This window comes from Soehngenia sp., from assembly GCF_055108775.1.
In genome coordinates this window covers 67,204-83,124 of sequence record NZ_JBSQIL010000001.1, presented here as the reverse complement: position 1 = coordinate 83,124, position 15,921 = coordinate 67,204, and the positions used below count along the sequence as shown (strand labels likewise).

19 protein-coding genes are annotated in these 15,921 nt (G+C 33.5%); 1 reads left to right on the top strand and 18 read right to left on the bottom strand.

What is annotated here, in order from left to right; all coding sequences use genetic code 11:
* Window positions 1–9: 9 nt before the first annotated feature.
* The 18 genes from murA to kal all read right to left on the bottom strand — a co-directional run bounded on the left by murA (window position 10) and on the right by kal (window position 15,026).
* A complete protein-coding gene (gene murA / locus ACTB1H_RS00360; RefSeq protein ID WP_463260845.1) occupies window positions 10–1,266 on the bottom strand; it encodes a UDP-N-acetylglucosamine 1-carboxyvinyltransferase in 1,257 nt (418 codons plus the stop codon).
* 70 nt (window positions 1,267–1,336) lie between these two features.
* On the bottom strand, window positions 1,337–2,446 hold the full coding sequence (gene wecB, locus ACTB1H_RS00355) for a non-hydrolyzing UDP-N-acetylglucosamine 2-epimerase (protein WP_463260844.1): 1,110 nt from the start codon (window positions 2,444–2,446) through the stop codon (window positions 1,337–1,339).
* On the bottom strand, window positions 2,443–3,489 hold the full coding sequence (locus ACTB1H_RS00350; protein WP_463260843.1) for a glycosyltransferase family 4 protein: 1,047 nt from the start codon (window positions 3,487–3,489) through the stop codon (window positions 2,443–2,445). Before ACTB1H_RS00350 ends, wecB begins: the two co-directional genes overlap by 4 nt.
* A 28-nt stretch (window positions 3,490–3,517) precedes the next feature.
* Window positions 3,518–4,147 (bottom strand): uracil phosphoribosyltransferase, encoded by a 630-nt coding sequence (gene upp, locus ACTB1H_RS00345; protein ID WP_463260842.1) that lies wholly within the window; start codon window positions 4,145–4,147, stop codon window positions 3,518–3,520.
* 31 nt (window positions 4,148–4,178) lie between these two features.
* Entirely contained in the window at window positions 4,179–4,625 is a 447-nt protein-coding gene (rpiB, locus tag ACTB1H_RS00340; protein ID WP_463260841.1) for a ribose 5-phosphate isomerase B, read from the bottom strand.
* The gene (locus ACTB1H_RS00335) at window positions 4,622–5,074 is read right to left on the bottom strand and encodes a low molecular weight protein arginine phosphatase (RefSeq protein WP_463260840.1); all 453 of its coding nucleotides are present in this window, start codon (window positions 5,072–5,074) and stop codon (window positions 4,622–4,624) included. The genes rpiB and ACTB1H_RS00335 overlap by 4 nt, the downstream gene beginning before the upstream one ends.
* Window positions 5,075–5,091: 17 nt before the next feature.
* On the bottom strand, window positions 5,092–6,132 hold the full coding sequence (locus ACTB1H_RS00330) for an L-threonylcarbamoyladenylate synthase (protein ID WP_463260839.1): 1,041 nt from the start codon (window positions 6,130–6,132) through the stop codon (window positions 5,092–5,094).
* A 43-nt stretch (window positions 6,133–6,175) separates the two neighbouring features.
* Complete coding sequence (gene prfA, locus ACTB1H_RS00325; RefSeq protein WP_463260838.1) at window positions 6,176–7,246, bottom strand: peptide chain release factor 1; 1,071 nt, start codon at window positions 7,244–7,246, stop codon at window positions 6,176–6,178.
* 92 nt (window positions 7,247–7,338) lie between these two features.
* Window positions 7,339–7,875: a chromate transporter gene (locus tag ACTB1H_RS00320; protein WP_463260837.1), complete on the bottom strand. Its 537-nt coding sequence runs from the start codon at window positions 7,873–7,875 to the stop codon at window positions 7,339–7,341.
* An 11-nt stretch (window positions 7,876–7,886) separates the two neighbouring features.
* Entirely contained in the window at window positions 7,887–8,408 is a 522-nt protein-coding gene (locus ACTB1H_RS00315; protein ID WP_463260836.1) for a chromate transporter, read from the bottom strand.
* 10 nt (window positions 8,409–8,418) lie between these two features.
* Window positions 8,419–9,282 carry a peptide chain release factor N(5)-glutamine methyltransferase gene (prmC, locus tag ACTB1H_RS00310; RefSeq protein WP_463260835.1) on the bottom strand — a complete coding sequence of 288 codons (864 nt, stop codon included), beginning with the start codon at window positions 9,280–9,282 and terminating at the stop codon, window positions 8,419–8,421.
* Window positions 9,276–10,238, bottom strand: coding sequence for a DUF1385 domain-containing protein (locus ACTB1H_RS00305; protein ID WP_463260834.1), 963 nt, complete (start codon window positions 10,236–10,238; stop codon window positions 9,276–9,278). The genes prmC and ACTB1H_RS00305 overlap by 7 nt, the downstream gene beginning before the upstream one ends.
* A 64-nt stretch (window positions 10,239–10,302) precedes the next feature.
* The gene (rpmE, locus tag ACTB1H_RS00300) at window positions 10,303–10,503 is read right to left on the bottom strand and encodes a 50S ribosomal protein L31 (protein WP_463260833.1); all 201 of its coding nucleotides are present in this window, start codon (window positions 10,501–10,503) and stop codon (window positions 10,303–10,305) included.
* Window positions 10,504–10,589: 86 nt separating this feature from the next.
* Window positions 10,590–11,993, bottom strand: coding sequence for a transcription termination factor Rho (gene rho, locus ACTB1H_RS00295; protein ID WP_463260832.1), 1,404 nt, complete (start codon window positions 11,991–11,993; stop codon window positions 10,590–10,592).
* A gap of 18 nt (window positions 11,994–12,011) precedes the next feature.
* Window positions 12,012–12,980: a class II fructose-bisphosphatase gene (gene glpX / locus ACTB1H_RS00290; protein ID WP_463260831.1), complete on the bottom strand. Its 969-nt coding sequence runs from the start codon at window positions 12,978–12,980 to the stop codon at window positions 12,012–12,014.
* Between the two features lie 11 nt (window positions 12,981–12,991).
* Window positions 12,992–13,639, bottom strand: coding sequence for a fructose-6-phosphate aldolase (gene fsa, locus ACTB1H_RS00285; RefSeq protein WP_463260830.1), 648 nt, complete (start codon window positions 13,637–13,639; stop codon window positions 12,992–12,994).
* Window positions 13,640–13,806: 167 nt separating this feature from the next.
* Entirely contained in the window at window positions 13,807–14,631 is an 825-nt protein-coding gene (kce, locus tag ACTB1H_RS00280) for a 3-keto-5-aminohexanoate cleavage enzyme (protein WP_463260829.1), read from the bottom strand.
* 11 nt (window positions 14,632–14,642) lie between these two features.
* Window positions 14,643–15,026 (bottom strand): 3-aminobutyryl-CoA ammonia lyase, encoded by a 384-nt coding sequence (kal, locus tag ACTB1H_RS00275; RefSeq protein WP_463260828.1) that lies wholly within the window; start codon window positions 15,024–15,026, stop codon window positions 14,643–14,645.
* Between the two features lie 206 nt (window positions 15,027–15,232).
* Here kal and ACTB1H_RS00270 point away from each other — a divergent pair, with 206 nt between their 5' ends.
* Complete coding sequence (locus ACTB1H_RS00270; RefSeq protein ID WP_463260827.1) at window positions 15,233–15,898, top strand: ABC transporter ATP-binding protein; 666 nt, start codon at window positions 15,233–15,235, stop codon at window positions 15,896–15,898.
* Window positions 15,899–15,921 lie beyond the last annotated feature (23 nt).

Sequence of the window (15,921 nt, the reverse complement as noted above, 5' to 3'; positions counted from 1 at the left end):
CTCCATTTATCATAATTCTATTCTATAGATATTAGCTCCTAGTTTTCTAAACTTATCTTCTATTTTATCATAACCCCTGTCAATATGATATATTTCGTCAATATATGTTTTCCCTTCTGCTACTAATCCAGCTAATACCAATGCTGCTCCAGCTCTTAAATCTGTAGCCCTAACTTCAGCACCAATTAATTTTTTTATTCCTACAATTGTAGCAGATCTTTCTTCTATAGTTATATTAGCACCCATTTTCTTAAGTTCTTCTACATGCATAAATCTGTTTTCGAATACTGTTTCTATAACTGTACTTTTCCCTTCTAGTATAGTCATAAGTGCCATAAATTGGGCCTGCATATCCGTAGGAAAGCCAGGATAAGGCATAGTTTTTATATCAATAGCTCTTAGATTATTATTTCCTATTACCCTTATACTGTCAATATCTTCTTCTACTATACACCCGCATTCCTTCAATTTTGCAGTAATTGGTTTTAAATGGCTTGTAATAACATTTTCTACTGTTACATCACCTTTAGTTATTGCAGCACCTATCATCAATGTACCCGCTTCAATTCTATCTGGAATGATCGAGTGCCTTGCCCCACCTAGATGTTTCACACCTTTGATTCGAATAGTCGAAGTACCTGCACCTCTAATATCGGCGCCTAGTTTGTTAAGAAAATTAGACAAGTCAACAATCTCAGGTTCCATTGCAGCATTATCTATGATTGTTTCTCCTTCAGCCATAGTTGCAGCCATCATTATATTCTCTGTAGCTCCAACAGAAGGAAAATCTAAATATACAGTATTGCCGATTAAATTGTCAGAGTAAGCAGACACTTCATCATCATTTTGTTTGATATCAGCCCCCAAAGCTTTGAAACCTTTTAAATGCAAGTCGATAGGTCTAGCTCCTATTGCGCAGCCTCCTGGAAGAGAATTTTTAGTCTTTCCAAGCCTTGTTAAAAGTGGTCCCATAACTAAAAAAGAAGCTCTCATTTTATTCATAAGTTCATATTTTGTCTCATAATTATTAAGATTTTTTGAATTTATTCTTATCGTATTTGGCTCTAAATATTCAACGAAACTTCCTAATGATTTTAGGACCTCACACATTATCTCCACATCTTTTAAATTTGGAACTTCATCTAATATTATATCCTCAGTGCCTAAAAGTGAAGCAGCTAAAATAGGCAAAGCAGCATTCTTAGCACCACTTACTCTTACAGTTCCCTGCAAAGGCGGACTTTTCTCAACTACAATCTTTTCCAAACAAATCTCCTCCAAATATATTTAGGTCGTTATTTTCATTTATATGTATTTCTTATTTCTCTAAAACTGTTTATTTAGATAATTTATCCACTAAAATATCAACTATTCTTTTGCTAGCATTTCCATCACCATAAGGATTTACAGCTTTTGCCATTTTTAAATATTCTCTGTTATCTGTCAATAGTCTTTTTAAATTTATATAAACATTTTCTTCTTTTGTACCTACTAATCTAGCCGTTCCTGCTTCTATACCTTCAGGTCTTTCTGTTTCATCTCTTATAACCAGAACTGGTTTTCCAAGAGCTGGTGCCTCTTCTTGTAACCCGCCTGAATCAGTGATTACTATGAATGATTTTGCCATTAAATTTGTAAATGACTCATATTCCAAAGGTTCTATAAGGTATATATCTTCATTTCCATCAAATACCCTATTTGCAATTTCTCTTACTTTAGGATTCAAATGCACTGGAAAAACTACAATTGCGTCATTTACTTCTTCAACTGCTCTCTTTATTCCTCTAAAAATGTTCTCCATTTTTTCCCCAATATTTTCTCGTCTGTGGCTAGTTAGTAATATGACTTTTTTCTTCTCAAAATCGATATTTTTTAGCTTATCTGCACTAAAAACATAATCTTCTTTTACAGTGTATTTTAATGCATCTATAACTGTATTTCCAGTTATAAATATGTTTTTTTCTTCATATCCTTCTCTCAACAGATTTTTCTTATTCGAATCGGTAGGAGCAAAATGATAGTTTGTTAGCACACCTGTTAATTTTCTATTTGCTTCTTCTGGATAAGGTGAATAAATATTGTAGCTTCTTAAGCCTGCTTCAATATGCCCTATTTTTATCTTTTTATAAAATGCTGCAAGTGCTCCAGCAAATACTGTTGTTGTATCCCCTTGAATCAGAAGAATATCTGGGGATTCTTTCTCTAAAACTTCTTCTAAACCCTTTAATGCATTTATAGTGATATCTGTAAGCGTCTGCCCTTGTTTAAATATATTTAAATCATAATCTGGTTCTATTTTGAATAAATCCAAAACTTGATCTAGCATCTGTCTATGCTGAGCAGTTACACAAACAACTTGATTTATTTTTCTCTTTTCAAGTTCCTTTATGATAGGAGCCATTTTTATGGCTTCAGGTCTTGTCCCAAATACACTCATCACCTTCATTTTTGATCCACCCCTTTATTTGAGTTAGATGAAAACAGTCCTATGCGAGAAGCTAAAAGTACTGCAACAACGAAAACTCCAGCTGCGACAAATAGAGCAAATTTCGAGTTTATTCGAGATACCATGATTGCAAAAAAGCTAAATATAGCTGAAATCATATATAGAATTAACACTGTTTTTTTATGTGAGTATCCATGCTCTAGCAATCTATGGTGAAGATGTTTTTTGTCTGCCTCCATTATTGATTGTCCATTTATAAATCTTCTTAGAATCGCAAAGGTAGTGTCAAAAATTGGTAAACCGAGTATTATTATTGGCACTACAAATGAGATAGTAGCCACACTTTTCATGACTCCTTCAATCGAAATTATAGAAAGGATAAATCCTAAAAAAAGTGCTCCTGTATCTCCCATAAATATTTTTGCAGGATTAAAATTATAAGGCAAAAATCCTAAGGTCGCTCCAGCAATTAAACTAGCTAAAGTAGCAATCCCAAAATGGCCATAAAGTGCAGCAACTATGATAAAAGATAGACTTGATATAAATGATACTCCTGCTGCAAGTCCATCTAATCCATCAATTAAATTTAAAGTATTAGTTATGCCAACAATCCAGAAAAATGTTAAAGGAATGCTTAACCACCCTAAATAAATTATGCTACCAGTTGAGGAAAATGGGTTTGTCAGAAACTCTATCTTTACACCAAATGCAATAACTATAGAAGCTGCTATTAACTGGTAGATTAGCTTTTCTTTTGCAGTTGTTCCCTTTATGTCATCTTTTATACCAGCCAAAAACATCACTGTTGCCCCTACTATAACTGCTTTCATTTCAGTTGATAATGGCACAAATAGTATTAGACCAATTATTACGGAAATATACAAAGACACTCCGCCTAATAATGGTATGGGTTTTTTGTGCATTCTTCTGTTATCTTTTGGAATATCTAAAGCTCCTAATTTAGGGGCAACCTTTATCATAACTGGAGTTAATAAAAGTGAAATAATAAAGGAAGTAAAGAAAGCTATTATCGTAATGTTCATTTTTCTTCTCCTATTAAACTAGTTTTATCTATTTTGTTCCGAAAAGTCTATCCCCTGCATCTCCTAATCCAGGAACTATATATGCATGTTCATTTAACTTTTCATCGATAGCTGCCAAATATATGTCTACATCTGGTGCAGCTTTTTGAACTACTTCAATCCCTTCAGGTGCTGCTATTAAACATACTAGTTTTATGTTTGTAGCTCCACTATTTTTCAAAATTTCAATTGCTGCAGAGGCAGAACCTCCTGTTGCAAGCATAGGATCAAGTAGTATCAAATCCCTCTCCTTGACATCTTGAGGGAGTTTGCAATAATACTCCACAGGTTTTAAAGTTTCAGGATCTCTATAGACTCCTATATGTCCAACTTTTGCTGCAGGAATTAAATCAAGCATACCATCGACCATGCCTAATCCAGCTCTTAATATTGGCACTAAGCCTACTTTTTTCCCAGATATGACAGGTGACATCATTTTTGTAATTGGTGTTTCTATCTCAATTTCCTCTAGAGGGAAATCTCTTGTAACCTCATAAGCCATTAGCGTAGATATCTCTTTTACAAGTTCTCTAAATTCTTTAGAGCCGGTATTTTTATCTCTAATAATAGTTATCTTGTGTTTAATTAATGGATGATCTAATAGTATTACTTTTGACATAACATTCTCCTTTCAAAATTCACTTTAAGTATTATAACATAGATTGCTCTATAGCACTAATTTTTTCTATTCTTCTCAAATGCCTACCACCTTCGAAATTAGCAGATAAATAAGCATTTAATATTTCTTTAGCTAAATCAACTCCTAACACTCTTCCTCCTAATGCAATCATGTTAGCATTGTTGTGCTCCATGCTCATTCTAGCAGAGTAAGTGTCAGAACAAAGTGCACATCTTATTCCTTTTATTTTATTTGCTGCAATTGAAATTCCAATTCCTGTGCCACAAATTACAACACCTCTTTCAACTTCTTTATTGATAACCGCTTCTGCTACTAGTTTTGCATAATCAGGGTAATCTACCGAAGATAAATCGTTAGTTCCAAAATCTACTACTTCAATTCCTTTTTCAATCATATATTTTTTTAATTCTTCTTTTAATTCATATCCACCATGATCTGAACCAATCCCTATTTTCATTCTCTCTCCCCCTCAATTTTTTCAATAAATTTATCAATATAGTATTCCAATTCTTCCATTGTCCTTTTATAATCAGTGATAGAGCCTCCAAATGGATCTATTATATCTTTTTCTTTGCCAATCGCTATCTCGCTTAACAACTTTATTTTATTTCTAAACATAGGGTATTGAATTAATAACTGATTTTTTTGAGATTTAGTCATTACCAATACATAATCTGCCCAAGACATATCATCAGCAGTTATGCTCTTAGCTCTGTGTTTAGATATATCTGCTATGCCTTTCATCACCAACAAAGCATTTTTATTTGGCAAATCATTATCTATCGCATATAATCCCCTTGATTTAACATTGATTCTCTTATTAAGCCTCTTTGATTTGCTTTTCAATAAAGCTTCTGCCATAGGACTTCTGCATGTGTTTCCAGTGCATACAAATAATACATTCATCATATATCCTCCAAAATTTAAGCAATATTTCCTCCACTAGATTTTTTTAACCTATTCATTATGGCAAGTCCTATTCCGTCTTCTTTTACTCCTTCACATAATATCACATCAACACCTAAATTATCTATTTCTCTAATTGATTTAAATAAATTATGAGCAACAGTTTTTAAATCTTTTTCTGTGCCAAGGCTAAATATAATATTAGCATCATATTTACCTAAATTTTCATCAACGGTAAGTATTCCAACTTTCTTTCCTTGATTAGTTAATTCATCATATTTTTTATTTATTCTTGAAGTCATGTCATCTGAATAGGTAAATAAAATCATTTCAGCTTTAGGTGCATAATGCCTGTATTTTTGACCAGGTGCTATAGGTTTTTTTATCTCTCTTCCATCTAACAATGCAGGATCAAGTTCTACTCTTTCAAAATATTTTTTTAAATCATCTATGGTTATTTCCCCAGGTCTTAGTATCATCGCATTTCCTTTAGATAAATCAACAACAGTAGACTCTAAACCTACCCTAGCATCTCCACCATCTATTATCAATGGTATTCTACCTTTCATATCTTCATATACATCTTTAGCGCAAGTTGGGCTAGGTTTTCCGGATGTATTCGCCGAAGGTGCAGCAATTGGCATTCCAAGTTTTTCAATTAGCTTTAGAGCTATCTTATTATCTGGCATCCTGATGGCCACCGTATCTAATCCAGCTGTAATGACATCAGGAACATTAGCTTTTCTCTTAAATATTATCGTGAGTGGCCCTGGCCAAAATTCATTCATAAGTTTCCTTGCATCTGTAGATATATCTTCAGCAATCTGTTCAACCATTTCTATTGAACATACATGTAGGATTAAAGGATTATCTTGAGGTCTGTTTTTAGCTATGAAAATTTTTTCTACTGCTTCACTAATAAGTCCAGCTGCCCCGAGTCCATAAACTGTTTCTGTAGGAAATGCTACTAATTCTTTGTTTTTTAATATTCCAACTGCTATATTCATTAAATCATCTTCTGGATTTAGAGGGTCAACTTTTAAAATTTTTGTTTCCATAGAATTCCTCCATTTTTACTTAAAAAAAAAGGGGATGTCCCCTTTAGCTGATATTTTTTAATCTCTCTGCTTGATCTGTGGTAATAAGAGCATCAATCATCTCATCAAGATCTCCGTCGATAAAGTTGTTCAACTTGTATAGGGTTAAATTAATCCTATGATCAGTAACTCTTCCTTGAGGGAAATTATAAGTTCTTATTCTCTCTGACCTATCTCCTGTACCAACTTGCCCTCTCTTCATCTGAGCCAGTTCTTCATTTTGCTCTCTGAGTTTCATCTCATAAAGCCTAGATTTTAATATTTTTAATGCCTTTTCTTTGTTCTTTAATTGACTCTTTTCATCCTGACAAGATATAACTATGCCTGTTGGTATATGCGTAACCCTTACTGCTGAATCTGTAGTATTTACGGATTGACCCCCATTTCCTGATGATCTGAATACATCAATTCTTAAATCAGAAGGATTTATTTCAATGTCTATGTCTTCAGCTTCTGGAAGCACAGCAACAGTAGCAGTTGATGTATGAATTCTGCCGCTTGATTCAGTTTCAGGAACTCTTTGAACTCTATGCACACCAGATTCATATTTTAATCTTGAATAGGCGCCCTTTCCACTAATCATAAATATAACTTCTTTAAAGCCACCTATGCCTATTTCGTTAGAACTCATCAGTTCTACTTTCCAGTTATTTCTTTCAGCATATCTTACATACATTCTGTACAAAGAACCAGCAAACAATGCTGCTTCATCCCCACCTGCTCCTGCTCTGATCTCAACTATAACATTTTTGTGGTCATTAGGGTCTTTAGGAAGAAGTAGCACTTTTAGTTCTTCTTCTAGTGATTCTTTTTTTTCTTCTAATTCCTTAATTTCCTCTTTAAGAAATTCTTTAGTTTCTTCATCTATTTTTTCATAAAGCATTTCTTTTGCTGTTTCTAAATCTTCCTTAACTTTTCTATATTCTTGATATTTATTAACAACTGGCTCTAAATCAGCTTGCTCCTTCATGACTCTTTGCCATTCTTCTCTGTTTTCACTTAATAGATTAGGATCCATAGCTTTTTTATTTAATTCTTTATATTTTGCTTCTATAAAATCTAGTTTTTCTAACAATTCATATCCCTCTTATCTTAATAATAATATTACACACAATAATCCATATTACTATTATATTTTAAATTTTGTTTTTTTTCAATATTAAAGGTTTACTTAATTCTAAAATAATTAACTGTCACTGAAAATATCGCACCAAAAATTATAATCAATATTGGACTTATATCTAAAAATCCAACTAAAGTCGCTACAATCAAAGCTAAGATAACTCTATTTTTTAGATTATCTCCCTTTTTTATCATAGTTATGACGCTTGATAAAATAAGCGCTGCAATAGCAGGTCTAATCCCTGAAAATATTTTATTTACGATTGATATATTCTTAAACTGGTTAAAAAATATTGCTACAATTAAAATGATTGAAAATGATGGTAGGACAGTCCCCAAAAGGCAGGTTAAAGCACCCAATATTCCATTTAATTTGTACCCTATAAATATACTCGTATTTACTGCGATAGGGCCGGGAGAAGCTTGAGCCAACGCTAACATATCGATAAATTCTTCGCTATTTATAAGTTTCTTATTTTCTACAATCTCCCTTTCCATGATAGGTACCATTGCATAGCCTCCTCCAAATGTAAAGGCACCTATTTTAAAAAATATGGAAAATAAATTTAAATATTTTTTCAATATTATCACTCCTAGTAAAGAACTATCCCTAGTAGTCCAGCGATCAAAATGCACAAGATGGGATTGATTTTCTTTACAAAAACTAAAAAGAATACACAAATCGAAATGATCACAGCCTTGAAATCCATGACAGCATTGTTAAAAACACTAAAAAAAGCTGCTAAAATAAGTCCGGATATGAGTGGTCTAATACCTTGAAAAATCCAATCGACAATTTTAGTATTTTGATATTTTGAAATTAAGTAAAACATCAAACTAATGACTATAAACGAAGGCAATACTACTCCGAGTGTCGAAACAGCAGAGCCTAGGACACCTCCAACTTTATATCCTATAAATGTGGCCGAATTTATAGCTATGGGTCCTGGCGTCATTTCAGCTATAGCCAATATATCTATGTATTCAGTAGTACTAAGCCAATTTTGTTCATTTATGACTACCTCTTCAATGAAAGGAAGCATAGCATAGCCTCCTCCAAAGCTAAAAGCCCCTATTTTAAAAAAAGATAGGAACAATTCCAATAAAACAGGCATAAAACCACCTCTAATCTTTATATGCAACTACTACTCTGTCTCTTTGTTCAAAATCCTTTAATATGGAAATATCTCTATAACCAAAGTTTAACAATATCTCCTTGACTTTTTCTCCTTGCTTTAGTCCTATCTCGAATGCTAATATACCTCCATTTTTCAGATGATACCTAGCCTCATCTGCTATAGCTTTGTAGTAAAAAAGTCCATCATCTCCCCCAAAAAGTGCAATTTGAGGTTCGTATTTTACTTCTCTTTGTAAATTTAACATTTCTTCCCTATCAATATAAGGTGGATTAGAAACTATTATGTCAAAGTTTTCGGTAGTATCATTAGTATTTGAATGAAAAGCTTCAAATAAATCGCTTTTAATTAATTCTACATTTGATATCCCTAAGTTTTTTTGATTTTCTTTGGCAACCTCTAAAGCAATCTCAGATATATCTACTCCAACTAAGTTTCCGTTAGGGCAGCTTTTAGCAATAGAGAGAATTATAGCTCCACTTCCTACCCCTATCTCTAGTAGCCTATAATTTGTTAATTTTTTTTGGTTTATATATTCTATTATGAACGAAACCAATATTTCAGTGTCAGGACGAGGGATGAGAACTCCCTCTCTGACCTTAAATTTATATCCATAAAATTCTACCTCTCCCAATAAATATTGAAGAGGGTATCCTTCTTTTCTATTCTTGATGATGTTAAAATATTCATCTTCAATTGTTTTTTTTACTTCTAAATCTTCATGAGCAATCAAAAAAGATTTATCAACATTCAAGAGTTTTGACAATATTACTTGCGCTTCAAACAATGGATTTATATTCGAGTTTTGCTTTAATAAATCTACACCTTCAACAAGCAAATCTTTAATTACCACAAATCTGCCTCCTTGTTTTCAGGTATTACAGCTTCTAATGCTTTTATGGCAACTTCAATTTGTGATTCATCGGGTTCTTTAACGGTAGCATATTTTTGTATCATAAGCCCAGGATAAGAAAGGTAATAACATAGTTTTGAGTTGCTTTTGCCTATGAATCTATTTATTTCATATGATATGCCAGCTATTACAGGCAACATTACTATTCTAGTCACAACTCTCATGACTGGATTTGGCCAGCCGAAAAACGACAATACTATTATACTAACTATCATGACCATAAATAAAAAGCTTGTTCCACATCTTGGATGAAGAATAGAAAATTTCTTTACATTATCAACTGTCAATGGAACACCATTTTCGTATGCATGTATACTTTTATGCTCTGCACCGTGATATTCAAATACTCTTCTTACATCTTCAAGTTTTGAAACCCAAACTATATATAAGAAGAAAATAAAAATCCTTATTATCCCTTCTATTAAATTTAAAAAAACAGAGCTTTCGACTCTATTAGCAAATAAATTTGTCAAAAAGTTTGGAAGTATCATAAAAACACCAATAGCAATAGCTATAGATAAAAATACTGTTAATCCCATTGCTACATCTTCAGATTTTTCTTTAAATATTCGGTTAAATAAACTATCTTTACCTTCTTTCTTATCATCTTCTGGATTTTCATCAAAAAATTCAGCTGAATACATCAAAGCACTCATTCCAATTTTTAATGAATCTATCAGCCCTAGCATTCCTCTTATTATAGGTAGAGATAATATTTTGTTTTTCTTATTTAATGGCAACGACTCCTCTACTTTTAAGTCTATTTCGCCATTAGGTTTTCTAACAGCAATTGAAACTTTTTCAGGTCCTCTCATTAAAATGCCTTCGATCAAAGCCTGTCCACCAATTGATGTCTTATGAATAGGTTTTGTTATAACTTTAATGTTCTCTGACATAATCTTCTTCCCTTCTAAAAAAATAAGGTTAGATGCACACGCAGCTAACCTAGTCTTTGAGAAATTAATCCATGCTGTATTTCTTCTTGAATTTCTCTACACGTCCACCTCTTTCTACAAGCTTTTGTTTGCCTGTAAAGAATGGGTGGCATTCTGAACAAATTTCAACTCTTAGTTCTTCTTTTGTTGAGCCTGTTGTAAAAGTATTCCCACAAGCGCAAGTTACTGTTGCTTGTTTGTATTCTGGATGAATATCTGATTTCATTCTTTTCACCTCTCTTCGAAGAGTTTCGTACAATTAACTCTAAACATTAGCTAAATTATTGTATCACAAAATTTTATATATTTCAACTAGAACCAAATTTTATTTCTCATTTCTTCAATAAATTCTTCATTGGTCTTTGTCGATACAATTTTATTTATCAAAAATTCAGTTACCTCTTGAGTGGATGCATTTCCAAAAGCTTTTCTAATAGCCCAGACGGTTTCTTGTTCTTTTTGGTTCATCAACAATTCTTCTTTTCTTGTACCTGATTTATAAATATCTATTGCAGGGAAAATTCTTTTTTCAGATAACTTTCTGTCTAAGTGTATTTCCATATTACCCGTTCCTTTAAACTCTTCAAAGATAACATCATCCATTCTGCTGCCCGTATCTACTAGTGCAGTAGCTAAAATCGTAAGGCTTCCACCCTCTTCTAAATTTCTCGCAGCCCCAAAGAATCTCTTAGGTTTGTGAAGAGCTCCTGGATCAAGTCCTCCAGATAAAGTTCTACCCGTTGGTGGAATGCTTAAATTATAAGCTCTTGCAAGTCTTGTTATGCTATCTAAAAGTATGACAACATCCTTGCCATGCTCTACTAATCTCTTTGCCCTTTCTAAAACCATCTCAGCGACTCTTGTATGATTTTTAGGCAGTTCATCGAATGTTGAATATATAACATCCCCTTTAACAGATCTTTTCATATCTGTTACTTCTTCAGGTCTTTCATCTATCAAGAGAATGATCATTTCGACTTCAGGATGATTTTGAGCAATACCGTTTGCTATCATTTTTAAAAGTGTTGTTTTACCAGCCTTTGGAGGAGAGACTATCATTCCTCTTTGACCTTTTCCTATAGGTGCTACTAAATCTATTATCCTGGTAGCATATTCAGTTGGGCTTGTCTCAAGTTTCAACCTTTTATTAGGATAAATAGGCGTTAAGCTTTCAAAATCAGGTCTGTTGATAGCTGTTGCTGGCGGCATGTCATTCACAGCTTTTACATAAAGCAGAGCGCTAAATTTTTCACCTTGTTTAGGTGGTCTGGTTATCCCAGTTATTTTGTCTCCAGTCTGTAAATGAAATCTTCTTATTTGAGAAGGGGATACGTAAACATCATCATCTCCAGGCATGTAGTTTTGACGCCTTAAAAAACCATATCCGTCAGCATGTAGTTCCAATACTCCTTCTAATAAGTCGATGTCTTCTAGTTGCTCCATCTCGCTACTAGCATTTTCCGAAAGATCTTCTATATCTATGTCTTTTAAATCAATTTTTATTTCTTCTTTTGTTTGATCTTCATTTTGAACAACTTCTGTATCAATTTCATCATAAATATCCAGTTCATCATCAACATCTTCATAAGGGTCTTTTCCCATAATTAGATTGATGAGCTCTTCTTTCTTGTACTTATAGTAGCCTGGGATATTGTATGCTTTAGCTATTTCTCTTAATTCCTGTAGTTTCTTATTGTATAAAATATCCTGATCCAATGTTACACCTCTTAACTATTATTTTGCATATCCAGGCTTTTTATCTAATTGATGTATAGATTTTATAAATCTAACTGTGCCTGTTTCTGCTCTTAAAACTAATGTTTCTGTGATTGCTTTGTTGTTGTCTAAATATTTAACTCCAGCAAGAAGCTCCCCATAAGTAACTCCTGTCGCAGAAAATGCGACTTCATTTCCTTTAACCAAATCGTCTATTGTGTATACTTTATCTATATCTACTCCCATTTTTTTGCATCTTTCGATTTGTGCTTCATTTTCTGGAAGTAATATCCCTTGTATTTCTCCGCCTAAACATTTCAAAGCACAAGCTGCAAGTACTCCTTCAGGCGCTCCACCGCTACCGAGTAATATATCAACATTTGCTTCTTCAAAACAAGTGTTCATCGCTCCTAAGACGTCCCCGTCAGTTATGAATTTTATTCTAGCACCAGCTTCTCTTATCTCTTCAACTAATTTTTTGTGTCTCTCCCTCTCAAGCACGCAGACGGTTACCTCAGATACATCTTTGTTTAGTGCCCTTGCGACATTTAATATATTCTCTCTAACAGAAGCCTTGATGTTTATAACTCCTTTAGCCTTTGGCCCCACTGCGATCTTTTCCATATACATGTCTGGGGCATTAAGCAAACACCCTCTAGGTGCGACAGCTACAACAGATATAGCATTAGGATATCCATTTGCTACAGACTGAGTACCGTCAAGTGGATCAACTGCTATATCAACTTTCATACAGCCATCAGTAGAATGCCCTATCTGCTCTCCGATGTATAACATAGGAGCTTCATCCATTTCACCTTCTCCTATGACCACAACGCCATCGATGTTTATAGTATCAAACATCCTTCTCATCGCATCAACTGCCAACTGATCTGCCTCATTTTTGTCTCCTCTTCCCATGAGTTTAGCACTTGATAGTGCAGCAGCCTCAGTTACTCTAGCTAAATTAATCGCAAGACTTCTATCCATTTTTTTCCTCCTTATTTAGTTTTTACTCCTTCCCAATCCTTCAAAAACCTATCAATACCACTATCAGTTAAAGGATGATTTAACATCTGAATAAAAACTTTATATGGTATTGTAGCAATATGAGCTCCAGCCTTCGCAGACTCGATTACATGCATAGGATGTCTAATGCTTGCTGCTATTACTTCAGTCTGAATCGAGTAAATATTAAATATTTGGACTATATCTTTTATTAGTGGTATTCCTTCTGTGCTAATATCATCAAGCCTACCAATAAATGGGCTTACGAAATTAGCTCCAGCTTTAGCTGCTAATAGCGCTTGATTAGGAGTAAAAACAAGGGTCACATTTGTCTTTATGCCCTCTTTTGATAAAACATTTACTGCTTTAAGTCCCTCTTTTGTCATAGGAACTTTTATAGTTATATTTTTGTGGATTTTTGCAAGTTCTCTTGCTTCTTTTAACATTCCTTCGGCTTCTAATGAGATTACTTCTGCACTAATCGGGCCATCTACTATCTTTGTTATTTCCTCAACAACATCTTCGAAAACCTTTCCTTCCTTTGCAATCAAGCTTGGATTGGTTGTTACCCCGCTTAGTACGCCCCAACTATTGACTTCTTTAATCTCATCAATGTTTGCTGTGTCGATAAATAACTTCATAATCATTCTCCTTTCATTTGGATATAAAGACCAATTTAATGAAAACGACCTGAATATAAAAAAGGAAAAAAATGTGCAAGTAATATGAGCCCTTTTATACAAGCCTTAAGAAAAGATAATTGATACCAGTATTCCTAGTATCAATTATATCATATCTTTATAAATTGTTAAGCTTTTAATGGTTTTAATCCCAATATTTCTCTAGCTTCATTTGGGGTAGCAATTTCTCTCCCTAATTCTTTAGCAATTCTTACTACTTTTTCTACTAATTCCCCATTAGATTTAGCCAATACTCCTTTTGAAATATAGGTATTATCTTCAAATCCTACTCTTACATGTCCACCCATGACGATTGCTAAAGTAGCCATAGGAAATTGATTTTTACCTATCCCTGCGACTGTCCAAGTCGAGCCTTCTGGTATTGAATCTACTAAAAACGCTAAATCTCTGGCTGTCGCAGCCATTTGAACACCCAACACAAAATCGAAATGCATAGGTGCTTTGATATACCCTTGTTTATGATATTTTATTGCATAGTCTACCATACCTTTGTCAAAAACTTCTATCTCAGGTTTAATATCTCTTTCATTCATTATATTAGCAAAATTTTTTATAGTGTTTTCAGTGTTTACAAATATTTCATCCCCACCAAAATTTAAAGTCCCACAGTCAAGAGTTGCCATTTCTGGATATAATTCTGTAGGTTGAAGTCTTTCTTCGTCAGTCATACCGACAGCTCCACCAGTTGAGGGTTGTATTATAACATCTGGGCATTTTGTTCTTATTGCATCCATACATTCCTTGAATCTTTCTTTTCTTTGAGTAGGAGTCCCATCATCTTCTCTGACATGTAGATGAATTATACTTGCACCAGCTTTGTATGCACTTTCTGCTTCTCTAGCTATTTCTTCTACTGTATATGGTACATTTGGATTGTTTTCTTTTGTCACTTCAGCTCCGCAGATTGCAGCTGTTATAATAAGTTTATCCATTTTAATCACCTCTATTTTCTTTTCTTGTCTTTAGGGACAACACAAGTTCCTTCAGCTATGCATACTATGATAGGCTCTTCTAAAACATCGCAAGCAGATTCGTTAATATCCGGTCTAGCTTGAATAACTTTTCTAGCTTCGAATTTCATTTTTCTTGATGTGTTCCCAATATTTACTATTTCACCATAAGCTTCTATATAATCCCCTGCAAACACCGGTGCTTTAAATTCAACCTTGTCATATGCAACAAATAGGCCTTCATCTCCATCTAGTCTTATTAGTAGCTCAGTAGCAACATCACCAAACAAACCTAACATTCTAGCTCCGTCCACTAAATTTCCACCATAGTGAGCATCATGTGCACTCATTCTCATCCTTACCATAGCTTTTTCCATTTAGACTCCTCCTATATCAAATCTTTGTCTTAATTATAACATAGAGAAAACGTTTCTTCTATACGGTAAATATTACTTATTTTTACAATTCGTAAACATTTTGTAACTACTTTAGCCACTAATTGTGGTAAACTGAGATAAAGATCAGGAGGTGATCAATTCTGGATAAAATAATCGCTACAAAAAATTTAATTAAAATCTATAAAATGGGTGATGAAAAGATAATAGCTTTAAATAATGTCAATTTAGAAATATATAAAAAGGAAATTGTATGCATTATAGGAACATCTGGCTCTGGAAAAAGTACTTTGCTAAATATGATGGCAGGACTTGAAAAACCTACAAAAGGTGAAATTATTGTCAATAATATGCATTTGGAAAATATGAATGAAAAGCAGTTGACTAAATTCAGACAAAAAAACATAGGGTTTGTGTTTCAGTCATATAATCTTATACCAACTCTAACAGCTTTAGAAAATGTGAGTTTGGTTTTGACATTTAGGGGAGTTCCTAGAAAAATTCGTGATAAAAAAGCTACCGAGATGCTAAAAAATGTTGGATTAGGCAATAGACTTCATCATAAACCATCTGAAATGAGTGGTGGACAGCAACAAAGAGTAAGTATAGCAAGAGCTTTCGTAGGTAACCCTAAAATTGTTTTTGCTGACGAACCGACTGGAAATCTCGATACAAAAACAACTTTTGAAATCATGGATTTAGTAACTTCAATGTCTAAAGAATTGAATCAAACCCTAGTAATAGTAACTCATGATAATGAAATTTCTAGATATGCTAATAGAATTTTTCATATGAGAGATGGCAAAATTGAAAATGTAGAAGAACTACTACTTAAAGGAGATGTTGTCAATTGAAACGAGTAATTTGCTTTGTTCTT

Bases quoted from the DNA above. Each gene is read 5' to 3' on its own strand.
- wecB (WP_463260844.1), bottom strand. From the start codon at position 2,446: ATGAAGGTGATGAGTGTATTTGGGACAAGACCTGAAGCCATAAAAATG.
- ACTB1H_RS00350 (WP_463260843.1), bottom strand. From the start codon at position 3,489: ATGAACATTACGATAATAGCTTTCTTTACTTCCTTTATTATTTCACTT.
- upp (WP_463260842.1), bottom strand. From the start codon at position 4,147: ATGTCAAAAGTAATACTATTAGATCATCCATTAATTAAACACAAGATA.
- rpiB (WP_463260841.1), bottom strand. From the start codon at position 4,625: ATGAAAATAGGGATTGGTTCAGATCATGGTGGATATGAATTAAAAGAA.
- ACTB1H_RS00335 (WP_463260840.1), bottom strand. From the start codon at position 5,074: ATGAATGTATTATTTGTATGCACTGGAAACACATGCAGAAGTCCTATG.
- ACTB1H_RS00330 (WP_463260839.1), bottom strand. From the start codon at position 6,132: ATGGAAACAAAAATTTTAAAAGTTGACCCTCTAAATCCAGAAGATGAT.
- ACTB1H_RS00315 (WP_463260836.1), bottom strand. From the start codon at position 8,408: ATGCCTGTTTTATTGGAATTGTTCCTATCTTTTTTTAAAATAGGGGCT.
- ACTB1H_RS00305 (WP_463260834.1), bottom strand. From the start codon at position 10,238: ATGTCAGAGAACATTAAAGTTATAACAAAACCTATTCATAAGACATCA.
- rpmE (WP_463260833.1), bottom strand. From the start codon at position 10,503: ATGAAATCAGATATTCATCCAGAATACAAACAAGCAACAGTAACTTGC.
- glpX (WP_463260831.1), bottom strand. From the start codon at position 12,980: ATGGATAGAAGTCTTGCGATTAATTTAGCTAGAGTAACTGAGGCTGCT.
- fsa (WP_463260830.1), bottom strand. From the start codon at position 13,639: ATGAAGTTATTTATCGACACAGCAAACATTGATGAGATTAAAGAAGTC.
- kce (WP_463260829.1), bottom strand. From the start codon at position 14,631: ATGGATAAACTTATTATAACAGCTGCAATCTGCGGAGCTGAAGTGACA.
- kal (WP_463260828.1), bottom strand. From the start codon at position 15,026: ATGGAAAAAGCTATGGTAAGGATGAGAATGAGTGCACATGATGCTCAC.
- ACTB1H_RS00270 (WP_463260827.1), top strand. From the start codon at position 15,233: ATGGGTGATGAAAAGATAATAGCTTTAAATAATGTCAATTTAGAAATA.